The 20,903-nt window shown below is 72.0% G+C and carries 21 protein-coding genes; 17 read left to right on the top strand and 4 right to left on the bottom strand.

The window, feature by feature from the left end:
- Positions 1-92 precede the first annotated feature (92 nt).
- Positions 93-1,247, top strand: coding sequence for an acyl-CoA dehydrogenase family protein (locus ADX84_RS06995; RefSeq protein ID WP_199776497.1), 1,155 nt, complete (start codon positions 93-95; stop codon positions 1,245-1,247).
- Positions 1,247-2,080: a CoA ester lyase gene (locus ADX84_RS06990; RefSeq protein ID WP_049569285.1), complete on the top strand. Its 834-nt coding sequence runs from the start codon at positions 1,247-1,249 to the stop codon at positions 2,078-2,080. The genes ADX84_RS06995 and ADX84_RS06990 overlap by 1 nt, the downstream gene beginning before the upstream one ends.
- On the opposite strand, the gene ADX84_RS06985 is transcribed toward ADX84_RS06990, so the two are convergent.
- The 3 genes from ADX84_RS06985 to ADX84_RS06975 form a co-directional block, all read right to left on the bottom strand.
- Positions 2,058-4,196, bottom strand: coding sequence for a PrsW family glutamic-type intramembrane protease (locus tag ADX84_RS06985; protein WP_049569282.1), 2,139 nt, complete (start codon positions 4,194-4,196; stop codon positions 2,058-2,060). The genes ADX84_RS06990 and ADX84_RS06985 overlap by 23 nt on opposite strands.
- 139 nt (positions 4,197-4,335) lie before the next feature.
- Positions 4,336-5,667 carry an isoprenylcysteine carboxylmethyltransferase family protein gene (locus ADX84_RS06980; RefSeq protein ID WP_049569408.1) on the bottom strand — a complete coding sequence of 444 codons (1,332 nt, stop codon included), beginning with the start codon at positions 5,665-5,667 and terminating at the stop codon, positions 4,336-4,338.
- Positions 5,667-6,764: a hypothetical protein gene (locus ADX84_RS06975; protein WP_369801059.1), complete on the bottom strand. Its 1,098-nt coding sequence runs from the start codon at positions 6,762-6,764 to the stop codon at positions 5,667-5,669. Before ADX84_RS06975 ends, ADX84_RS06980 begins: the two co-directional genes overlap by 1 nt.
- Before the next feature lie 99 nt (positions 6,765-6,863).
- Here ADX84_RS06975 and ADX84_RS06970 point away from each other — a divergent pair, with 99 nt between their 5' ends.
- Positions 6,864-7,529: a TetR/AcrR family transcriptional regulator gene (locus tag ADX84_RS06970; protein ID WP_017546835.1), complete on the top strand. Its 666-nt coding sequence runs from the start codon at positions 6,864-6,866 to the stop codon at positions 7,527-7,529.
- Positions 7,526-8,026 carry an NUDIX domain-containing protein gene (locus tag ADX84_RS06965; protein WP_234003860.1) on the top strand — a complete coding sequence of 167 codons (501 nt, stop codon included), beginning with the start codon at positions 7,526-7,528 and terminating at the stop codon, positions 8,024-8,026. The genes ADX84_RS06970 and ADX84_RS06965 overlap by 4 nt, the downstream gene beginning before the upstream one ends.
- 5 nt (positions 8,027-8,031) lie before the next feature.
- On the opposite strand, the gene ADX84_RS06960 is transcribed toward ADX84_RS06965, so the two are convergent.
- Complete coding sequence (locus tag ADX84_RS06960) at positions 8,032-9,585, bottom strand: NAD(P)H-hydrate dehydratase (RefSeq protein WP_049569280.1); 1,554 nt, start codon at positions 9,583-9,585, stop codon at positions 8,032-8,034.
- A 151-nt stretch (positions 9,586-9,736) separates the two neighbouring features.
- Between ADX84_RS06960 and ADX84_RS06955 the strand changes: the two genes are divergently transcribed.
- From ADX84_RS06955 to ADX84_RS06895, 13 genes are all read left to right on the top strand, one after another.
- Positions 9,737-10,174, top strand: coding sequence for a hypothetical protein (locus ADX84_RS06955; RefSeq protein ID WP_049569276.1), 438 nt, complete (start codon positions 9,737-9,739; stop codon positions 10,172-10,174).
- A gap of 139 nt (positions 10,175-10,313) precedes the next feature.
- A complete protein-coding gene (locus ADX84_RS06950) occupies positions 10,314-12,362 on the top strand; it encodes an N-acetylmuramoyl-L-alanine amidase (protein ID WP_049569274.1) in 2,049 nt (682 codons plus the stop codon).
- 88 nt (positions 12,363-12,450) lie between these two features.
- Positions 12,451-13,173: a MerR family transcriptional regulator gene (locus tag ADX84_RS06945; protein WP_049569266.1), complete on the top strand. Its 723-nt coding sequence runs from the start codon at positions 12,451-12,453 to the stop codon at positions 13,171-13,173.
- An 80-nt stretch (positions 13,174-13,253) separates the two neighbouring features.
- A complete protein-coding gene (locus ADX84_RS06940; protein WP_049569258.1) occupies positions 13,254-14,096 on the top strand; it encodes a hypothetical protein in 843 nt (280 codons plus the stop codon).
- Positions 14,097-14,108: 12 nt separating this feature from the next.
- On the top strand, positions 14,109-14,489 hold the full coding sequence (locus tag ADX84_RS26590) for a hypothetical protein (protein WP_234003859.1): 381 nt from the start codon (positions 14,109-14,111) through the stop codon (positions 14,487-14,489).
- The gene (locus ADX84_RS06930) at positions 14,474-14,836 is read left to right on the top strand and encodes a hypothetical protein (protein ID WP_026129655.1); all 363 of its coding nucleotides are present in this window, start codon (positions 14,474-14,476) and stop codon (positions 14,834-14,836) included. Before ADX84_RS26590 ends, ADX84_RS06930 begins: the two co-directional genes overlap by 16 nt.
- Positions 14,829-15,266: a hypothetical protein gene (locus tag ADX84_RS06925; protein WP_049569253.1), complete on the top strand. Its 438-nt coding sequence runs from the start codon at positions 14,829-14,831 to the stop codon at positions 15,264-15,266. Before ADX84_RS06930 ends, ADX84_RS06925 begins: the two co-directional genes overlap by 8 nt.
- Positions 15,267-15,538: 272 nt before the next feature.
- Complete coding sequence (locus tag ADX84_RS06920; protein WP_049569250.1) at positions 15,539-15,943, top strand: hypothetical protein; 405 nt, start codon at positions 15,539-15,541, stop codon at positions 15,941-15,943.
- Between the two features lie 9 nt (positions 15,944-15,952).
- A complete protein-coding gene (locus ADX84_RS06915) occupies positions 15,953-16,807 on the top strand; it encodes a sulfurtransferase (protein ID WP_049569247.1) in 855 nt (284 codons plus the stop codon).
- Between the two features lie 334 nt (positions 16,808-17,141).
- A complete protein-coding gene (locus tag ADX84_RS06910) occupies positions 17,142-17,741 on the top strand; it encodes a DUF4178 domain-containing protein (protein ID WP_049569241.1) in 600 nt (199 codons plus the stop codon).
- Positions 17,742-17,748: 7 nt separating this feature from the next.
- On the top strand, positions 17,749-18,261 hold the full coding sequence (locus ADX84_RS06905; RefSeq protein WP_049569237.1) for a DUF2617 family protein: 513 nt from the start codon (positions 17,749-17,751) through the stop codon (positions 18,259-18,261).
- 12 nt (positions 18,262-18,273) lie between these two features.
- Positions 18,274-18,663, top strand: a complete 390-nt coding sequence (locus ADX84_RS06900) for a hypothetical protein (RefSeq protein ID WP_049569233.1) — start codon at positions 18,274-18,276, stop codon at positions 18,661-18,663.
- Between the two features lie 90 nt (positions 18,664-18,753).
- The gene (locus tag ADX84_RS06895; protein WP_049569232.1) at positions 18,754-20,343 is read left to right on the top strand and encodes a polyamine aminopropyltransferase; all 1,590 of its coding nucleotides are present in this window, start codon (positions 18,754-18,756) and stop codon (positions 20,341-20,343) included.
- Positions 20,344-20,903: the final 560 nt, after the last annotated feature.

Genomic DNA, 20,903 nt, shown 5'->3' with positions numbered 1-20,903 from the left:
CGCCACGACCACCGCCCACCACGACCACCAGCCAGCCGAGGCCGCCAGCGCACCGGCACAGTCACAGGCAAGAAGCAGAGAAGGAACCCGCGATGACCGAGTTGAGCAGTGAAGAACAGGCCGTGGTCTCCTTGGTCGGCGAGTTCGTGGATCGCGAGGTGCGCCCCGTCGCACGCGACCTCGAACACTCCGACACCTACCCGGAGAAGCTCATCGGGCAGATGAAGGAGATGGGGGTCTTCGGCCTGGCCATCCCCGAACCCTGGGGCGACTCCCGTGTGTCCATGCCCTGCTACGCGCTCGTGACGGCCGAGCTGGCCCGCGGCTGGATGTCCCTGGCCGGTGCCATGGGCGGACACACCGTCGTGTCCAAGCTGCTCCTCGCCTACGGGACCCAGGAGCAGAAGGACCACTACCTGCCGAGGATGGCCACCGGCGAGATCCGGGCGACCATGGCCCTGACCGAACCCGGCGGCGGTTCCGACCTCCAGGCCATGACGACCGTCGCCCGCCGTGACGGCGAGGAGTACGTGGTCGACGGGACGAAGACGTGGATCACCAACTCCCGCCGGTCCCAGCTCATCGCCCTGCTCTGCAAGACCGACCCGGCCGCCGAGCCCAAGCACCGGGGCGTCTCGATCCTCCTCGTCGAGCACGGCCCCGGGCTGACCGTGTCCAAGGACCTGCCCAAGCTCGGCTACAAGGGGGTCGAGAGCTGCGAACTCAGCTTCGACGGTTACCGGGCCCCCGCCTCCGCCCTCCTGGGAGGCGAGGAGGGCCGGGGGTTCGCGCAGATGATGAAGGGGCTGGAGACCGGCCGCATCCAGGTGGCCTCCCGTGCCCTGGGGGTGGGCCGCGCGGCCTTCGACGACGCCTTCCGCTACGCGCAGGAGCGGGAGAGCTTCGGCAAGCCGCTGTGGCGCCACCAGTCCATCGGCAACTACCTCGCGGACATGTCCACCAAGCTCACGGCGTCCCGCCAGCTGATCCTGAACGCGGCGGAGAAGGCGGAGGCCGGGCTGCGCTGCGACATGGAGGCGGGCATGGCCAAGCTGTTCGCCTCCGAGGCGGCGATGGAGATCGCCCTGGACGCGATCCGCGTGCACGGCGGCTACGGGTACTCGACCGAGTTCGACGTGGAGCGCTACTTCCGCGACGCGCCCCTGATGATCGTCGGCGAGGGCACCAACGAGATCCAGCGCAACGTCATCGTCTCCCAGCTGGTCAAGCGCGGCGGGCTGGACTGATGCCCTCGCGAACCCGCCCCCTCCCCTGGCCCGGACCCGCACCGCTGTTCTGCCCCGCCGACCGGCCCGACCGCGTCCGGGGCGCGGCCGGGCTCGCGGACGCCGTGATCGTCGACCTGGAGGACGCGGTCTCCCCGGAGCACAAGGCGGTCGCGCGCGGGCACGCGGTCGACGCCCTGCGCGAGCTCGGGACCGGACGGATCGTCGTGCGCGTCAATGCGGTGGGCACCCGGTGGCACGAGGACGACGTCCGTGCCCTCGCCGACCTGCCCGACGCCGTCGTGATGCTGCCCATGACCGCCTCCCGGGAGCAGGTGGAGGCGCTGGCGCCCCGGCCCGTCATCGCCCTGTGCGAGACGGCGGCGGGCGTCCTGGAGGCGCCGTCCATCGCCCGGGCGGACAACTGCGTCGCGCTGATGTGGGGCGGGGAGGACCTGGCCGCCGACCTGGGCGGGCGCCAGCGTCCCGGCCGGGGCCGGACGCCCGTGGCCGAGCACGCCCGTTGGACGGTCCTGCTCGCCGCGCGGGCGTCCGGCCGGTTCGCGATCGACACGGTGTACACCGACATCGAGGACGTCGCGGGGATGGGCCACGAGGCGCGCGACGCCGCGGACGCGGGCTTCGACGCCAAGGCGTGCGTGCACCCCCGGCAGGTGCCCGCCGTCCGCTCGGCCTTCCTGCCGACCGAAGACGAGGTCGCCTGGGCCCGCCGGGTGCTCTCGGCGGCCGAGGCGCGCGGCGGCGCGTTCGGGTTCGAGGGGGGCATGGTCGACGCCCCCGTCATCGAACGGGCCCGGACGATCCTGCGGTTCAGCGGCGGATCAGCCGGTTGACCCTCGCGGGCAGGATGAGACCGACCAGTCCCAGGAACGCGTACCCGACCTGACCGGGGGCCAGCATCCCCAGGATGGCGCCGGTGTTGGCGGTGGGGGCCCGCAGGAACTCGCCCATGCGCGGGTGGGCGTGCGGCACGGCGTTGCCCATGGTGAGCAGGCTGAGCACCGCCAGCCCGACGAGTGCGGTCCACACGAGGGTGGCGGTGTCGGCCGCCGTGAGCCAGCCGAGAATCAGCTCCACCGCCCGTACCGCGTAGCCGGGGGTTCCCTCCGGGACCGCGCCCGGCACGGGTCCGGAGCCGAGGGCGAGCAGCGCGGTGGCGGCCACCAGCAGGCCCCCGGTTCCGGCCAGGCCGATCCTCCGGGCCAGGTCGCGGGCGCTGTCGGCCAGCTCCTCCTCGGAGGGGTAGCGGCGCCAGTTCCTCCCCCGTGAGCGGGCCTCACCCATCGCGTTGGCCCGGCGCCAGCGCAGGAACCGGAGCGCGTCGCCGAGCGCGCCCGGGCCCTGCTTGGCGGCCATGGTGGCGGTGGCGAGTTCGTGGGCGATGGTGGTGACCGTGGTGGCGAGGGTGGCGGGCAGGTTGACCCAGGACAGCGCGATCCGGCGGAAGGTCGGGGCGATGTCGGCGGGGATACGCACCCGCAGGGCCACCGACCTGCCGTGCGCCCACCGGCGCAGCCCCGGCAGCGGGGTCCGGCCGGGCAGCGGGGGCGTGGTCTCCGCCGCCGTCGCGATCACCCGGTAGTCCATCGCCACCGCGAACAGCAGGGCGAGCAGCAGCAGCCACGGGGTCAGCGAGCCGCCGCCGAACAGCGTGTGCACGAAGGTGGAGAACGCGTCGAGCCGGGCCCCGGCGGCACGGGCGTTGACGTCCAGGTGGTCCAGGAACACCAGTGAGGTGGCCAGGACCGGCAGCAGCCACAGCCAGCCCCCGTACCGGCGTCCGACGATCGCCAGACCGAGGGCCGCGCCGATGAGGCCGGTGGCGACGGCGTGCCCCGCGTACGGTTCGGGCGCGGCCCCGCTCACGAGCCCGGTGACGGGGTCGGCCAGGGGCGCGGAGATCCCGACGAACAGCCGCTCGGCCAGCTGGAACCCGGCCCCGGAGGCGGCCGCCAGGAGGAGGAAGTCCACTGCGGACAGGCGGCGCACGCGGCGGCGGGCGAGCAGCACGAGGAGGAGCAGCGGGAGGAGTTTGCCCGTTTCCTCGACGGTGACGGCCACATAGGTCTGGCTGAGCACGTCGTCGATGTCCCACCCGAGCGCTCCGCTGACCAGCGCGGAGGCCAGTGCCAGCGGCCAGAGCAGGAGGGCCCCGAGCGCGGCCACCCTCAGCAGGGTGGCGAAGGAGACGGTCCGGGAGCGGGCCAGCAGCGCCAGCTGGAAGAGCAGGAGGTAGGTGAGGAACAGGGCGGGCGGGGCGGCGGCCAGGGCCGGGACCGCCAGGGGTGCGAGCAGCAGGACGCCGAGCATGGCCCAGCCCCAGGTGCCGCGCAGAGCGCGCAGGAACCGGACCGTTCCGGGGTTGCGCCCGCGGGCGCGTTCGGCTCTTCGGGCGAGCCGTTCGGCCAGGTCGGGTCCGGGGCTGCGGGGGGCGCGCGCGTGCCGGGCGCCGGGATCGACGCAGTTGTAGTGCTGGGCGGCCCGGAGCAGGTCCGGCCGGTTGCCGTCCAGGGCCCTGGTGGCGAAGTTCGCGCGGACCCCGGGGATGTCCGGGCCGACGATCTCGCGGACGAAGTCGACCGGACCGGCGGCGACGGTGAGTTCGCTGGCGGAGACCAGCACGGCGGCGGAGAAGTCCTCGACGCACACGAGGAAGTCGGTGGGCGTGGGCCCCCACCCCCGGATGAGGTCGATGAGGGTGTCGGTGTCGAGGGGCACCTCGGTCACCGGGTCGTAGGAGTACTCCGCGCGGGTGCGGCAGACCAGGAGCCGGTCGACCCCCAGGGCCCGTCCGGCCTCGACGAGGCCCCGGATGAGGTCGCGGTCGCGCGCCACCACGAAGGGGGCGGTGACCTTGCCCCTGGCCCGGAGCCACTGGGGAGCGAACTCGGTGGGACCGGCACAGACGCGCAGCACGAGGTCGCGCGCGAGCATCGCCTGTTCTTCCATGGACTTCCTCGTACCGGGGGGCTGGGTGCGGTGTGGGCCGGGCGTTTCCGAAGGGAGGCGCGGCCCCGCCCGAGCATAACGGCGAGGGGGTCCCGTGGAACATGTGAGTTCGCGGCGATTGTTCAGGTGTGGGCTCGCGTCAGCCCGAACTGGACAAGATGGCCGGTGTGTCCGGCTTCCTGGAGGGACGCGGCCCGACGCCGAAGGCGTCCCCGCACAGCTGGACGAAGTGGCGCAGCACCGGCAGGGAGAGCGCCCACCCGGCCATCGCCCACCCCAGGTGCAGGTGCTCCATGGACCGGGCCAGGGCGGCGACGCCGCTCCACCGGACCCCCTCCGCGGTCTCGTAGGTGAGCCGGTACAGCACTTCGGGGTGCTCGGCGGCCGGGAGCAGGGTCAGGGCCGTCGGTCCGCGCGCCGCCAGCCAGGCGCCCACGCCCCGGCACGGGCCGCAGTCCGCCGCCACGTACAGGGTGCCCCGCGCCCTCCCGGGCCACGGCCGCCATCGCGGCAGCCACGCGCGCACCCCCGCGCGGTAGGTGTCCCAGTCCGAGCCGAAGGCCGCCCGCAGCTGCCCGCCCTCGTGCCAGGCGGCGAACCCGGCCCCGTAGGCGAGGGCGACCGGGACACCGAGCAGCAGCGGCGGGTGGAGCAGGCCCAAAACCAGGTAGAGGAGGGTGACGGTGAGCTGCATCGGGTTGCGCACGTACGCGTAGGGGCCGCTGGTCACCAGCCGTGCGGGCGGGTCGTAGGGCAGCGGTGTCCCGCCGCCCACCGCCGCGAACTCCCGTGCCGCCGCGAGACCGGGCAGGCAGACCAGGGCGAGCACCTGCGCCCCGGCGGTCAGGGTCTCCGGGGAGGCGGTCCACCACCGCCAGGAGGTGGTCGGTGTCCATGCGAGCCCGGCCGGGGCGGTGGCGAGCACGTACACCGGCAGGACGACCATCAGGCCGAGGGCGAGCACCGCCTGTGTCCACATCCGGGCGTGGACCAGCTGGCCGCGCCGGGTCCAGTGGGCGAGCAGCAGCGCGGGGATCAGGCAGAGGGTGGCGCCCAGGAACTCCCCGAGCAGCCAGAGCGGCCCCAGCACCACCACCGGTTCGGCCAGCGGCATGAGGATCAGGTCCAGCCACACGAGCACCGCGGTGACCAGCGGGACCGGGAGGATCCGGAGCATGATCGCGGGCAGCGCGCCCCACAGCAGCACCCAGGCCAGCAGCAGGTCCACCGGCAGCCCCTGCCACACGGCGCCCTGCGCGTGGAAGGACCACCAGCCCGCCCGCAGCGCGATCAGGTTCAGCGGCAGGAGGGTGAACAGCGCCCAGCCGGAGGCGACGATCATCGCAGCGACCTCCCGGGGCCGGGGTGCCCGCCACAGGCACGCGGCGGTGACCGCGAGCAGCGGCAGGAGCAGGCCCGCGCCCCGGACCAGCAGAGAGGGGAGTTCCGGGGCGGGGGTGAGTGCGGGAATCAACGCCGGGGCTCCCCACCCGTGAGCGCCTGGGCCTCCTCCTGGAAGGTCCGCGCGAGGTAGTCGGCGGCCAGGCCCGTGACGTGCGACTGCACCGGCCCGAAGTACCAGGAGGGGTCGTAGGTGCGGGTGTACTCGATCTCCCAGGCCAGCCGGGTCCCGTCGGTTTCGCCCCGCCAGGTGGCCACGGCGCGTTCCATCTCCATCCAGTTGGCGAAGGCGGTGTCCTCGGTGACCTCGAAGACCACCCGGCCGCCGTCCGCGCGCACGTCGCTCTCCGCGACCTCCAGCCCCAGGTGGCGCGGGGTGGGCTCCGCGCCGGGCGCGAGGGTCCGGCGCGGCGTGAAGTGGACGGTCCTGGTGTCTCCGACCTCCAGGCCCGAACCGAGCGCCTCGACCGGTTCGGGAAAGGGGACAGCGCTCAGCAGGAAGGCGTCGGGGGCGTCGTACCCGGGCGGGGCCGCCAGCGCGGCCGCGACCGCGGCGGGGGTCGCGCCGACCAGGACCGAACCCGTTCCGGAGTCCTCGCGCGGCAGCAGGGAGAACCCGCCGATCCCCTCCATGGCCAGGGCGAACAGGATCGGGACGGCCAGCATCGCGTGGGGGTGGCGTCGGCCGCGCCGCCGGAGCGAGGCGACCACCCAGGCGACCAGGGCGACGACGCCGTAGATGAGCGGGGCGGAGATGACCAGGCAGACCATCCCCTCGCCGAGCATCGGTCCGGCCAGCAGCAGGCAGACCGTGGTGACGGCCATGGCCGCGCCGAGCCCGCCGCGCGCCCGGACGCAGAGGATCACGAGCAGGGCCAGGAACGCGGGCAGCCCCACGTAGAACAGGGCGGTCTGGTCGAGGCCGCCGAACCTGGTCACCCGTACGGCGAGCAGGGCGGCGAAGGCGGCGAGGACGATCCCGGCCAGGACCCACCGGGCCGTCGAGGGCCTGGGGAGGCCCTCCCCGTCCGCAGGGACGCCCCGGATCGGCTCGAAGGAGCGGTGGGGGGCCGCACAGCGCTCCGCGATCTCGGCGTCGCGGGGATGGCTCGTCTCGGGATCCCGCCCCGGTTCGGGGGCGGCGGAGAACTCGGGGGGCTGCGTCACTGTGGCACTCCTCGCTGTCGCACTTTGACGACATGATTAAAGCACACGATTTAATCACTTGATTAAACCGTATGATGAACCCCGACCAGAGGGAGGACCATGTCCAGGACCGGCGGCGGGAGCCGCAAGAACAGCGCCGAGACCAGGGACCGCCTGATCACGGCGGCCAGCGAGGTCCTGCGCGAGGAGGGCTACGCCGGAGCCTCGGCCCGGGCGATCGCCGCCCGCGCGGAGGCCAACTCGGCGCTGGTCTTCTACCACTTCGGCGGGGTCGACCAACTCCTGCTCGCGGCGCTCGACAGGTCCAGCGCCGAGCGCATGGCCCTGTACCGCGAGATGGCCGGAGCCGCCCACACCCTGGAGGAGCTGGTGGAGGTGGCCACCCGCGTCTACCGGACCGACCTGGAGCGCGGCTACATCGCCGAGTTCTCCGAGCTGGTCGCGGCGGCGGTCACCAAGCCCGAACTGCGCGCGGAGATCAACCAGCGCTCCCGCCCCTGGATCGACTTCATCGCCGGGGAGTGGGATCGTGTGCTCGGGGGGTCGGCCCTGGGTCGGCTGCTGCCCGCCCAGGAGGTCGCGAACGCGGCGATCACCTTCTACCTGGGCGTCAACCTGTTCTCCGTGCTGGACGAGGACCGCAGCCGCACCGAGGGCGTGTTCGACCTGGCCGGGACGCTCGCACCGCGCGCCAAACTGCTCACGCTGCGCCTGCCCCGCCGAGGCTCCGCGCCCGAGGGGACCCCCGCACAGGACCACCCGTGAAGGAGAGCACCGTGAACGTGGAGATCGCCGAGGGGATCACCTTCCCCGACACCGCCGACGGGGAGCGCTGGGTCGCGGGGGCCGTGGTCGTCGACGCCCAGGGGCGCGCCTTCGCCCAGCGCAGGTCGGCCACCCGCAAGGTGTTCCCGAACTGCTGGGACGTCGTCGGCGGCCACGTGGAGGACGGCGAGACCATGCTCGGGGCCCTGGCCCGCGAGATCCACGAGGAGACCGGCTGGACCCTGTCGGCCGTGGTCGCCGAGCTGTACCGGCTGGACTGGGACCCGGGCGACGGCGTGACCCGCCGCGAGGTGGACTACCTGGTCCGCGTGGACGGCGACCTCACCGCCCCGGTCCTGGAGGCGGACAAGCACACCGAGTACATGTGGGTCGACGACGCGAAGCTGCACCTGCTGCGCGACGCGCGCGACCCCGGCGACTACTTCATCACCGACATCGTCAAGTTGGGCCTGGAGGCCGCCCGCTCCCGCTCCTGACGGCTTCAGGCGGCCGCGCGCCGAAGCTCCGCGACGGCGAGCGGCAGCGCGTCCAACAGGTCCGAGGCGCTGATCGGCGCACCGCCCCGGGCCAGCACGGCCGCCCGTCCGTGCAGGTAGGCGGCGCACATCGCGGCGTCCTGCGCGGACAGGCCCGAGGCCAACAGCGCCCCGGCCACCCCCGAGAGCACGTCGCCCGAACCGGCCGTGGCCAACAGCGGGGTGCCCGTGGGGTTGACCACCGTCCGCTCCCCGGGGTGGGCGATCACCGTCGTCGACCCCTTGAGCAGGACCGTGGACCTGTACAGCTTCGCGGCGCGGGTGACCTGTGCCAGCCGGTGCGCCTCGATCTCGGCGCGGTCGGTGTCCGGCAGCAGCCGGGACAGCTCGCCGGCGTGCGGTGTGAGCAGTGTCGGCGCGCTCCGCAGGTGCACGAGTTCGGTGAGGGAGACGCTGCTCGACACCAGGTTGAGCGCGTCGGCGTCGAGCAGCACCGGGACGTCGCTCTCCAGCAGCGCCCGCAGCTCGTCCGCGTTGGCGGGGTGGGTGCCGCGACCGGGTCCGACCACCACCGCCGAGACCCGTCCCGGGGCGAGGTCCGTGCTGCTCGTCGGGTCCAAGTGCAGCCCCACGACCTCCGGCCACCGCGAGATCACCTGGGAGAGGACGTCCTCACCGCCTCCGTAGCGGACCATGCCCACCCCGGTTCGCAGCGCGCCGCCGACGCACAGGACGGCGGCTCCGCGGTACTGGTCGGATCCGGCGCGGACGGCGAGCACGCCCCGGCGGTACTTGTCGTCCTCGGCGGAGGGGATCGGCAGGAGCCGGGCGATGTCCACAGGCTGTGGACGGACGAGGTCGGCGTCGGGCAGCTCCGGCCCCAGCCCGATGTCCACGAGGCTCACCCGCCCGGCCCGCCCGGCCCCCGGATCCACGAACAGCCCCGGCTTGTACGTGCCGAAGGTGACCGTCGCGTCCGCCCGTACGGCCTCCCCGGCGACCTCCCCGGTGTCGGCGTCCACTCCGCTCGGGAGGTCCACCGCGACCACGACGGCGCGCGAGTCCGAGGCCAGGGCGGCGAGCGCCGCGTAGGGTTCGCGCAGGCCACCGCGCCCCCCGATCCCGACGAGACCGTCGACGACGAGGTCGGCTTCCAGGAGCGCCGACTCCGCCTCGACTGTGATCTGCGGACCACCATCCCCACCAGTCTCAGAAATATCTGTGGCCCCATGAGCCCCAGTGGTCACACCCTCGATCACCCGGCCACCCGCCGCCACCAGCGCGGCCAACCCCTCGGGGTGGACGCGCCTCCCGGCCAGCACCGCGCGCACGGAGGCACCGCGCGCAACCAGGTCCGCCCCCGCGAAGAGGGCGTCGCCGCCGTTGTCGCCGCCGCCGACCATCAGGGTCACGCGGGCGCCGTGGACACGGGGCAGCAGGCGGGCGCAGTGGACGGCCAGGCCCATGGCGGCGCGGCGCATCAGCGCGCCTTCGGGCAGTCGGGCCATGAGCGCCTGTTCGGCCTGCCGGACGGCGCTGACGGAGTGGGCGGAGCGCATGGTCACACCTTTCGAGGGGCGGTCCCCCCATCGTGGCGCACCCGGCTCGGGACGCGCCCACACCGCCACACGCACGAACGGTGCCTACTCGATTACTTTTTGATGTGACCGCAGGTGGCAGGGCCACCCGACCCCGACGCGAGGAACTGCCATGCCCCCGACTCCCGGTTACCGACGCTTCGTCAAGACCACCGCCCAGGCCCTGAAGCCACGGGAGTGGCACCGGATCGGCTTCGACCTCCGCGACGGCCTGGCCCCGGCGGACCCGGCCGAGCTGGTGGGGGCCGACGAACCCTCCGGCGCGTTGTACGACCTCTCGGTGGGGGTGACGCTGACCAACATCACCCCGGATCACGAGGTGCGACTGCGGGCGGTCGAGCTCGCTCCCGACGGCTCGGGAGGGTGGCGGACCCACCGGGACCTGCCGGTGGAGGTCACCACCCACGGGTTCGGGCACGGGGGGTTCACGTACGCGTGGAAGGACCGGCTGGAGCCGGGCCATCGCGTGGAGGTGTGGGCCGCGCAGTTCGGTGAGGCCGACGCACACCTGGTCGCGGCGGAGGCCGTGGTGTTCCTCTGGCCCCGATAACCACTCCGGCCACAGAATTCGCAAAAGGGATTCCTGGCTCAGAGATCACCCTATTCACATATAGCCCGTTGTCACGGATTCACCACGTAGAGAAGTCCTCGCAGGGGACAATAGGTGTATGCCTCGACCAAGCAAATATGTGTCCAGGTCCGATCTGGGCTGGGGTGCCTCCCCCGCCGAGCAGGCCAACCCCCGCTCCGGTCTCGTCATCCACTACGACAGCGGCGACCAGAACCTCGCCAACAAGGATCACTCCGCCTGCCTGACCTACTGGCGCAACACCCGCAACTTCCACACCGGCCCCTCCCGCGGCTGGGCGGACATCGGCTACTGCGCCGACGAGGAGACGCAGATCCTCACCGAGGACGGCTGGCGGACCTTCCGCGACCTCCGCACGGGTGACGTGGTCCTGACCCTCGACCACACGACCGGAACCTCCCAGTGGCAGCCGGTCCAGGCCGTCAACGTCTTCCCCTCCACCGAGCGCACGCTCGTCCGCATGGAGGGGCGTTCGCACTCCTCCCTGACCACCCCCCAGCACCGCTGGCCCGTGGAACGGTCCCACCGACGGACGGGCACCGAACGCCAGAGGGCGGCGGACGGAACGTGGGCCGCGACCGGGCGCGCGGAACGCACACAGCAGAGCCGGGAGCGGGTGTGGGCGACCACCGAGTCGCTGACCCACTGGGACGGGATTCCCCTGTCCGCGCCCTGCGACAGCCTGCCCGACGAACCCAAGTGGGACGACTCCCTCGTCGAGGTGATCGGGTGGTTCTGGACCGAGGGCCACGTGGAGCCCCCGGGCAGGGGCCGCGAACCCGACACGGGTGTGGTCATCCACCAGCCGCGGGAGGAGGACGCCCGGAACGTCGCGAGGATCAGGGCCTGCCTCGGGGACCTCTTCGGTCCCGCGTGCGATCGGTTCCCCCGTACCGGCTCGGACTCGGACGGCGTTCCTCGCTGGCGTGAGGTGCCCAACCAGGACCTGGTCGAGTTCCACCTCTCCGTGGACGCCGGTCGGATCCTGCTGGAGCAGGCTCCGGACCGGGTTCCCACTCACGCGTTCCTGTGCTCCCTCACCCGAACGCAGCTCGAACGCTTCGTCGAGGTGTCTCTCCTGGCGGAGGGGCACGACAACGGGACAGACGACGCGCGGGCGCTCGGCCAGAAAAACCGTGCGGCGGCCGAGGCGTTCCAGTTCGCCGCAATCCTGGCCGGTCACGCGACCTCGCTGACCCGTGTGCCGCCCGCCGACTCGACCGGCCACGCCATGTGGAGGGTGGAGCTGCACCGTCGGACCCACTTCTCGCCGAAGGCCGCGGCCTCCCGCGAAGCGGCGTTCTCCATCAGCGAGGAGACCTACGGCGGCCACGTGTGGTGCCCCACCACCCCCAACGGCACCTGGCTGGCCCGGCGCCGGGGCACGGTGTACTACACGGGCAACTCGTTCATGGCGTGTCCGCACGGGTACGTGCTGGAGGGGCGCGGGCTGTACCGCACCCAGGCCGCCCAGCCCGGCGGGAACTCCTCGCACTACTCCTGCACCCTGGCCACCGGACCCTCGGACACCATCACGCCCGAGCAGATCAACGCGGTCCGCGTGCTGCGCCAGTGGCTCATGGAACCCGACACCTCCATCTCCGGGAAGGTGCTCGGCCACCGCGACTTCATCTCCACGTCCTGCCCCGGCGACAAGGCCTACCAGCTGGTCAAGGACGGCACCTTCGCACAGGCTCCCGGAAACTCTGAAGGAGACGACATGCCCTCACACCGCAGGTTCGAGAAGGACAACGCCCAGACCCTGGAGTCGGGCAGCTGGGCGAGCCTGGCCTTCGACCGGCGGCACGACGGCGAGACCGGTGAGTTCTACGCCCTGGTGGGGGTCGAGGAGACCAAGGGCGCCTACTACGACGTCTCGGTCGGGGTGACCCTGGAGGGGCTCGACTCCGGCGCCGAGGCGCAGATCCGCCTCACCGAGTACGAGCCCAACGGTGACGGCGGCTGGAAGGTGGCCCGCAACCGCCCGCTGGACAGCCCCGTGCACGTGGGCGGCAAGGCGCACTTCACCTACTCCTGGAAGGGCAACCTGGCCGCCGGGCGCCGGGTGCGCGTCCGGGTCGCGCAGTTCGGCAAGGCGGAGGCGCGGATCACCTCGGCGACCGCCGACGTCTTCTACTGGAAGCGCTGAGCCCCCGAGTGAACGGGGTGGTACCCGGCCTCCGGGAGACCACCCCGTCACCCCGCTCCGTCGCGGGCCACGCGGCGATAATGGGGCCATGTTGTCCATCGGAGAGGCCGCCCGCCTTCTCGGAACGACCCCGCGCACGCTCCGCTTCTACCACTCCCGGGGCGTCGTCCCCGAGCCGGAGAGGGACGAACTGGGCCACCGGAGATACGACATCGCCACGCTCCACGCGCTGAAGTCCGTGCTCGCCCTCCGCGAACTGGACCTCCCGCTGGACCGGTGCGCCGGGCTGGTCGACGCCGACGGCACCGACCTCGGCTCCGCGCTGGAGAGGTGGGAGGCGGAGATCGTCCGGCAGCAGGAGAGGCTGGAGCAGCGACGGTTGATGATCGCGCGGCTGCGGGAGGACGCCGGTCGGCTCGGCCCGGGGAGCCCGTTGGAACCCTGGTCGGCCTGGGTGGACGTGCTCAACGAGAAGGGCGTCGCCCCGGACCTCGTCGAACAGGAGAGGACCGCGCTCCAGCTCATGTCGCTCTTCGGCGGGGCGCCCGACGATCCCGGCGCAGCCGGGGCCGACCCACGCCTGGGCCCGGTCATGGAGGGCTTCATGGAGCTGTCCCCGGAGACGGAGAAGTCGGCCGGGACGGAACAGCTGGTGGAGGACCTCGTCGACCTGGCGCGGCCCTTCGTGACGGACGCGGGCCCCACCGGCCCCGCCGACGGGCTCACCTCGGAACTGTTCTCCTCCTTCACCCCGGCGCAGCGGCGCGTCCTGGGCAGGGTCGTGTCGCGCCTCTCCGCCAGCCCGGACTGACTCCCGAACCGACTTGCCCTGACGCCGCGTCAGGGCGCCAGCATGGCCCTTCCGTGACGCCGACGGAAAGGACGGACTCCGTGCTCCGCAATCCCCGGGTGACCGCCCTCCTGCGGTGGCTGCCGTTCGTGGTCATCGCCGCCAACCTCCTCCTCGTCCTCACCGGAGTGGTCGACCTGGCCCGGGCCGCGATCATCGTCGTCGTCCTGGAGGTGTGCCTGCTCGGGGTCGTCGTCGCGGAGTTCGCAGCGATCCGGATCGCCTACCGGAGGGCCCGTTCCCGTGGCGCCAGCCGAACCCAGGCCTTCATGGCGGGCCTGGACGCCTGCCTCCCGCCGAGCGTCGCCTTCGTCGTGAAGCAGGAGCTGCTGGTCACCCTGGCCCTGCCCCGTCTGTTCCGCCGGGAGTCGCGGGCCGAAGGCGTCACGTCGGTGCGCTCTGGTGGGCCCACCGCAGCCGTCGCCCTGTCCATGTCGGTGCTGGCGCTGTCGGGCGCCGTGCTCGCTCTCCTGTTCGTAGGCGGGCCGGGCTGGCTTCGTTGGGTGCTCTTCGCCGTCGCCGTCTACTTCGTCCTCTACGCGCTCGGTCTCTGGTCCCTCTACGGCAGGCAGGGCCACCTGGTGAGCGAGCGGTTCCTACGGGTGCGTCATGGCGCGAACGCGGACTTCGCCTTTCCCACGAGTGAGGTGGTCTCCGCGAGGGTGTCCCGGAGCGCCCACCGGGGCGGCCCCGTCTCAGTGGACGAGGGCACGCTGACGGTCTCCGTGTTCGGCGGGACCAATGTCGTGGTCGACTTCGGCGTCCCGGTACCCGCACGCTTCTTCGACCGTGAGGAGGAGCACGTGACCGCCGTCCGCTTCCACGCCGACTCACCCGAGGAGGCCGTGCGTGTCCTGGTCGGCCACCTCGACCGCTCCCCCTGACTCGCGGATCCGGTGGCGGTTGTCCTCGCCGACGGCACGGTCCGCTCCGACTGGTCGGACACACTCTTCGCGGACATCGACAAGCTCTCCGTCGTCTCCCTCAGCCCTGGTCAGCGCGTGGAGGGCCAGATCGCGGTGGTCGGCGACGACCTCGACATCGCCTCCGTCGAGATGGCCGAGCTGTTCGGTCTCCAGGAGACCATCACGGCCGAGGTCAGCCAGACCCACGAGGAACGCGACCCCGGCCCGGCCCGTGCTCCGGTGTCCGGGGCCCTCCCCCGGGTACGGGGTGGTGCCCGGCTACGACTACGATGCGTCGTAGTTTGTTGTGGTCCGCTGACATGGGCGGACGTGCGGAGTACCCGAGCGGAGGCGGCGTGGTCGACTGGCTGACCATGACCATTCAGATGGTGTCGTTGGCGATGGCCGTGTGGTGTCTCGTCTCCACCTTCCGCGACCAGCCGATGCTCGTCCCCCACCTGGTGGGCATGGGTGTGCTGTGGCTGCTGGTGCTCGGTCAGGTCGGCGCGATCACCGTGGCGATGGTCGGCGGTGAACGCCCGGGTGAGACGGTCATGCTCGTCTCCTACCTTGCGACCGTCGCGCTGCTGCCGCCCGCCTGCGCCGTGTGGGGGTTCATGGAGCGCAGCAAGTGGGGTCCGGCCGTGATCGCCTTCGCCTGCCTCATCCTCCCCGTCCTCATGGTCCGCGTCGAGCAGCTGTGGAGTCCCGTTGTCTGAGGCGCCCGATCCCGTCGGCGACCGCACCCTGCGCACCGGCCCCGGCCGGCTCCTGGTGGCGGTGTACGCCGTGTTCGCGCTCGCGGCGACCGCGCGCGGCTCCTACCAGCTCGCCACCCGGTTCGACGAGGCCCCGCTGGCGTACGGGCTCTCCGTGCTCGCCGGGCTGATCTACCTGGTGGCGGCGGTCGGCCTGGCCCGCGCCGGGCGCACCTCGCGCCTGGTGGCGCTGGTGTCGGTGTCCGTGGAGATGATCGGGGTGCTCCTGGTGGGGGCGGTGAGCGTGCTGGCCGCCGGGGCGTTCCCGGACGACACGGTGTGGTCGCACTTCGGCAGCGGCTACCTGTTCATCCCGCTGGTCCTGCCGGTGCTGGGTCTGTGGTGGATCCTGCACGTCCACCGCATGGACCGGGACGCGGCGCGCACCTAGGACGTCACGGGGTCAGCGCTGGCCCGGTCCGGCGGGTGGCAGCCGCACCCCCCGCCGTGATCACGACGAACGCGGCGCACGGCAGGATCATGGCGGCCCGCCCCGGAGACCGCCGACCTCTCCGCCCCCACGCCCGGGTGGGGGAACACGGATGTATCCCGCCTGGCTGGCGGCCCCTCGGGAACCAACCCCCTCAAACCCTCGCTTCCTGTGGTGAACCCGACCCGGGCGCACAGGCATGGACCGGCCTCCTCCGGGCATGCCTGAGGCCTATGGAGGCACACACGCGAACGCGCCACCCCAGCCGGACGCCCCTCACCCGCGCGGCGGTGGGCGGCGCCCTCCTTCTCGTCACGGGTCTGTGGCTGACCCTCGTGGCCTGGAACGACTCAGTACCCGACCCCGCTCGACACCGGATCTTCCTCTCCCTGTGGTTCATGGGCGTCGCCCTCCTGGCCGCCCGGCTGTTCCTCGACGGCCCGCCCGGCGCGGCGCCGCGCGTGTCACGGAGCGTGGTGACGTTCGCGATCGGTGTCGTGGGCGCGGCCTCGGTGGCCACCATGCCCTGGACGGACCTGGGCTCGGTGTTCTGGTACCAGCTCTGGTTCTCCGTCCCCCTCCTGACCGGGCTGGCCTACGCGGCCTTCCGTCCCGGCACGGACCGCTCCACGCCCTAGGCTGGCGGCATGTCCGATCAGACACTGTCCCTGCCGGTGGCCGTCTCCGCCGCCTGGCTCCGTGACCACCGCGACGAGGTCGTGCTCGTCGACTCCCGCTGGTACCTCGACGGCCGCTCCGGCCGGGAGGCCCACCTGAACGGCCACATCCCCGGGGCCGTGCACGCCGACGTGGACACCGACCTCGCCGCGCCCGCCAGCGGCGAGGGAGGCCGCCACCCGCTTCCGGCCGCCGCCGACCTCGCCCGCTCCCTGGGTCGCCTCGGGATCGGCGACACCTCCTCCGTGGTCGTCTACGACGACGCGAACGGCTCGGTGGCCGCGCGCCTGGTGTGGATGCTGCGGGTCCTGGGCACCTCGGCGGCCTTCCTGGACGGCGGCATCCAGGCCTGGACCGGCGAACTCGAGAAGGGCGAGGTGAGCGCCGAGCCCGCGCACCGGACCGCGCTCCCCTGGCCCGCCGACCGCGTCGTCGGCACCGAGGCCCTCCAGCGGGAGCTGGCCGACCCCGACCGTCTCCTCCTCGACGCCCGCGTGCACGGCCGCTTCACCGGCGAGGAGCCCGCGCCGGTGGACGCCCGCGCCGGGCACATCCCCGGTGCGCGCAGCGCCGAGTGGCCCGCCAACCTGGGCCCGGACGGTCTGCTCGCCGCACCCGAGGTCCTGCGGGAGCGCTTCGCCGCCCTCGGCGCGGACTCGGCCGGTACGGTCACCGCCTACTGCGGCTCCGGGGTGACCGCCTGCCACGACCTCCTGGCGTTGGAGCACGCGGGGTTCACCAACACCCGCCTGTACCCGGGCTCGTGGAGCCGTTGGGGCGGCGACGACTCCCTGCCGCTGGAGACCGGCGACTCCCGACCCTGACCCCGCCTCCGTTCACCACGACGGGGCCCGCGCCTCCCGCGCGGGCCCCGTCGTGGCGTCCGGGCAGGCCGTGGCGGCCCCGGCACGCTGCGTACGGGTCCCCCAGAAGGACCGAAAACCACCTAGGCTGGTGGGGGACAACGGTCCGAATAATCCGGAACGTGCTGGTCCTGCAACCGCTGACACCCGCGAACGAGTTCCCCCCAACGCCCTCTTTCCCTGACCCGATCCGGCCAGGAGCGGAACCACAACACCCGAACCGGCGTCAGAACACACAGGACCGCCCGGCCCCGGGAACCCCCAAGACTGCTTCACCGCGAATCGAGGAACACTGGTGATCGAACTCCTCCTGCTACTGATTCTCATCGCCGGGATCGTGATCGGGGTCCTGATATACAAGCAGCGCTCGCAGGCGCAGAAGCAGGACACCCCTCCCCCGCCTCCCCAGGACCCCTTCGCCGCGTCCTCCACCACTGACACCGCCGGTGACCCGCGCGCCATCAAGGCGGGCGACATGATCGACTGGGGCCACGAGCGGACCTGGATTCGCGGCACCCTCCGCCTGTCCGAGGGCGGTTACGTCTGGTCCGAGCACTTCCTCGAGGTCGAGGGCGGCAAGCGCTGGCTCTCGGTCGAGGAGGACCCCGACGTCGAGCTGGCCCTGTGGACCGGCCGCCCGGACCTGACCATGGTCCCCCAGGGCAAGTCCATCGAGCTTGAGGGCGTCACCTACAAGCTCGAGGAGAAGGGCTCCGGCTCCTACCGCTCCGAGGGCACCACCGGTCTCAAGGCCGAGGGTGGCATGGACTACGCCGACTACGAGTCCGAGGACGGCCAGCTGCTCGCCTTCGAGCGCTTCGACCACGGGAGCTGGGAAGTCAGCACCGGAACCAAGGTCGCCGCCGGTACCTTCACGATCTTCCCCGGGAGCTGACACCCACATGCGCGCGAGCATCAGCGCCCCCTTCGTCGACACCAAGGCCGATGACCTGGTCTGGACCCTGAACCACCCGTTGGTCGCACCCCTCGCGACCCGCACCGTCACGGTGTCGGGCAGAGAGGTCGAGCTGCGGGTGCTCGGCGCTTCACACCAGGTCGTTCTGCGCCCGGAGTCCGACGGCGGGGCGCTGGTGGAGACGGTCGCCTGCCTGCCGGGTTCCTCCGGCGGGCTTCCCGGTTACGCCGAGCACCCCCTGCCTGGGGTGGGCGGCTACCGCTTCGACTCGATCGTCGAGTCGCTGCCTCGCGCCGAACTCACCCACCGGGTGGCGGAGATCCACGAAGCGACCTCCGACTCACCCGGTGGGCTCCTCGTCGCCTTCCCCGGTGATCCTCTGGCGATCACCGCGCTGCACCTGACCTCTGGCAGTGGGGCGTCCCTGCGCTGGCGTACCTGGCACGCCTACCCGCAGAGCGACGAGCTGGTGACGACGACCACGACCCTGACCCCCTAAGAGGAGGCCGACATGGCCACGACAACGACCCGGGGAGCCCGCGCTCCCAGACACAAGATCGCCGCGATCGGCGGGGCCACCGCGCTGCTGATCCTCCTCTCGGCCTGTTCGGGCGGCAGCAACAACGCCGACTGCGAGCCCAAGGCCGACCCCACCTCCAGTGCCACGAGCTCCACCAACGCGACGGGCACCGCCGGAACCACGAACTCGGCGTCCGGCGCCTCGCCCAGCCCGTCCGCGTCCCCGACCGACGAGTGCTCCAACCGCAGCGGCGGCGGTGGCGGCGGGTTCTTCTTCTTCGGCGGCTTCGGCGGCGGTGGCGGGAACAACAACAACTCCAACTCCAACAGCGGCGGTAGCGGAAGCGACAGCCGCGGCGGAGGCTCGGGCTTCGGCAAGTAGTCCGCGTGTTCGGGGGGTCGGGCTGGCGTCCAGCCCGACCCCCCGACGCACTTTCCACACCCTCGTGTCCCTTCCTGAGAGAGCAGTACCTTGAGCGAGACCACGGCCCAAGCACGGCCCCGACTCCCGGTGCCGCCGCGTGCGGCCCGGTTCTTCGTTCTGCTGGCGGTGTTCATCTGCGCCGCCTGCGGCCTGGTGTACGAGCTGGCCCTCGTCGCGATCGGCAGTTACCTGCTCGGCGACACCATCACCCAGGCCTCCGTGGTCCTGTCCGTGATGGTGTTCGCCATGGGTGTGGGTTCGCTGCTGTCCAAGCGCTACCAGGCCCGCCCGGCGCTGTCGTTCGCCGTGGTCGAGGGGCTGTTGTCCCTGGTCGGCGGTCTGTCGGTCCTGCTGTTGTACGGGTCCTTCGCCTGGCTGTCCGCCTCCGCCTACCAGCCCACCCTGGTGCTGTTGGCGTTCGTGATCGGCACGCTGATCGGTATCGAGATCCCGCTGCTGATGACGCTGATCCAGCGCATCCGCAAGCAGGAGGCCTCCGAGGCGGTGGCCGACCTGTTCGCCGCCGACTACGTGGGCGGCCTCATCGGTGGTCTGGCCTTCCCGTTCCTGCTGCTCCCCCTGCTGGGGCTGCCCAAGGGCGCCCTGATGGTGGGTGTGCTGAACGCGGTGATCGGCGTGGCCGTGGTGCTGTGGCTGTTCCGCACGGATCTGACCCGGCTCGCGTACGTGGGGCTGACGGTCGGGCTGGCGTTCATCGTGACGGTGCTGGGTCTGGCCTACTACTTCGCCGAGAACTTCGAGGTGGACGCCCGCCAGGCCATGTACCGGGACCCGATCGCGCACGCGGAGCGCAGTGAGTACCAGGAGATCGTGCTCACCCAGTCCCTGGACGGCCGGGACGTGCGCATGTTCCTCAACGGCGACCTCCAGTTCTCCACCCTGGACGAGTACCGGTACCACGAGTCGCTGATCCACCCGGCGATGGACGGCGCGCGCGAGGACGTCCTGGTGCTCGGGGGCGGGGACGGCCTGGCCATCCGGGAGCTGCTGCGCTACGACGACGTCGAGTCGGTGACCCTGGTGGACCTGGACCCGGCCGTGATCGAGCTGGCGTCCACGGACCCGGTGATTCGCGACCTCAACGACGATTCCTTCCTGGACCCGCGTGTGGAGGTGGTCAACGCCGACGCCTTCCAGTGGCTGCGGGACAACCTGGCCAACTTCGACGTGGTCATCGCGGACCTGCCGGACGGCACGGACGTGGGCACCTCGAAGCTGTACACGATCGAGTTCTACGCCCTGCTGGAGCAGGCTCTGGAGCCGGGGGGCCGGGTGGTCGTGCAGGCCGGATCGCCGTTCTTCGCCCCGGACGCCTACTGGAGCGTGAGCCACTCGCTGGAGGAGGCGGGGCTGGCGGTGACCCCGTACAACGTGGACGTGCCCACCTTCGGGAACTGGGGTTTCTACCTGGGGGTGTCCGGTGCTGAGCCGGGTGGCGCCCCCGAACTGACCCTGCCGGAGGATGCCCCCGAGCTGCGTTTCCTGGACCAGGACCTGCTTGACGCGGCGCTGGTGTTTCCCATCGACCGACAGGAGGGCGAGGTGGAGGCCTCGACGATGATGCACCCGAAGATCATCGGTTACCACCAGGACCGCCAGGCCTGGCGCGGTTACTGACCGGTTCGGCCAGCCCCCTTTCCTTCCCCGGAACCCCCCGACGAAACTCCCTCCAGCAGGACTGGAAACCTGTAGCGGCTGATGTAGACATGCACGCCGCTCGCTGCTATCTTTTCTGCCATAGCCACTGAGACACACGGCTGGACCACCGGATACGCCGGTGGAGGGATGGACGGCTCGACGGTGCGCACGTGCGTCAAGGCACCGGGGGCCGGTAGGACCGCAGTAACGCAGTACCGTTTTTTCGCAGTACCGGGCTCCCGCTCGCACAGGGGGGACCACAGCTGGAGGAAGGACGCGGTAGGGCTTGACCGGCGCGGGGTTGTTCGGCGTTGGGGGCCGGTAGGACCGTGTGAGCGGCGTTTCGCTCTTTCGGGGGACGCCGTGCAGGAAACAGAGCAGGACGGCTCGACGGTGCGCACGTGCTTCAAGGCGCCGGGGGCCGGTAGGACCGCAGTAACGCAGTAACGCTGTACCGTTTTTCGGCAGTACCGGGCTCCCGCTCGCACAGGGGAGGCCACAGAAGGACGCGGTAGGGCTTGACCGGCGCACGGTTGTAC

Source organism: Nocardiopsis sp. SBT366 (assembly GCF_001083815.1).
In the GTDB taxonomy this organism is placed as follows: domain Bacteria; phylum Actinomycetota; class Actinomycetes; order Streptosporangiales; family Streptosporangiaceae; genus Nocardiopsis; species Nocardiopsis prasina.
Note: the sequence above shows the minus strand (reverse complement) of the source record. Positions and strands in the feature narration are given on the sequence as shown.

Bases quoted from the DNA above. Each gene is read 5' to 3' on its own strand.
- ADX84_RS06995 (WP_199776497.1), top strand. From the start codon at position 93: ATGACCGAGTTGAGCAGTGAAGAACAGGCCGTGGTCTCCTTGGTCGGC.
- ADX84_RS06990 (WP_049569285.1), top strand. From the start codon at position 1,247: ATGCCCTCGCGAACCCGCCCCCTCCCCTGGCCCGGACCCGCACCGCTG.
- ADX84_RS06985 (WP_049569282.1), bottom strand. From the start codon at position 4,196: ATGGAAGAACAGGCGATGCTCGCGCGCGACCTCGTGCTGCGCGTCTGT.
- ADX84_RS06970 (WP_017546835.1), top strand. From the start codon at position 6,864: ATGTCCAGGACCGGCGGCGGGAGCCGCAAGAACAGCGCCGAGACCAGG.
- ADX84_RS06960 (WP_049569280.1), bottom strand. From the start codon at position 9,585: ATGCGCTCCGCCCACTCCGTCAGCGCCGTCCGGCAGGCCGAACAGGCG.
- ADX84_RS06955 (WP_049569276.1), top strand. From the start codon at position 9,737: ATGCCCCCGACTCCCGGTTACCGACGCTTCGTCAAGACCACCGCCCAG.
- ADX84_RS06945 (WP_049569266.1), top strand. From the start codon at position 12,451: ATGTTGTCCATCGGAGAGGCCGCCCGCCTTCTCGGAACGACCCCGCGC.
- ADX84_RS06920 (WP_049569250.1), top strand. From the start codon at position 15,539: ATGGAGGCACACACGCGAACGCGCCACCCCAGCCGGACGCCCCTCACC.
- ADX84_RS06915 (WP_049569247.1), top strand. From the start codon at position 15,953: ATGTCCGATCAGACACTGTCCCTGCCGGTGGCCGTCTCCGCCGCCTGG.
- ADX84_RS06905 (WP_049569237.1), top strand. From the start codon at position 17,749: ATGCGCGCGAGCATCAGCGCCCCCTTCGTCGACACCAAGGCCGATGAC.
- ADX84_RS06900 (WP_049569233.1), top strand. From the start codon at position 18,274: ATGGCCACGACAACGACCCGGGGAGCCCGCGCTCCCAGACACAAGATC.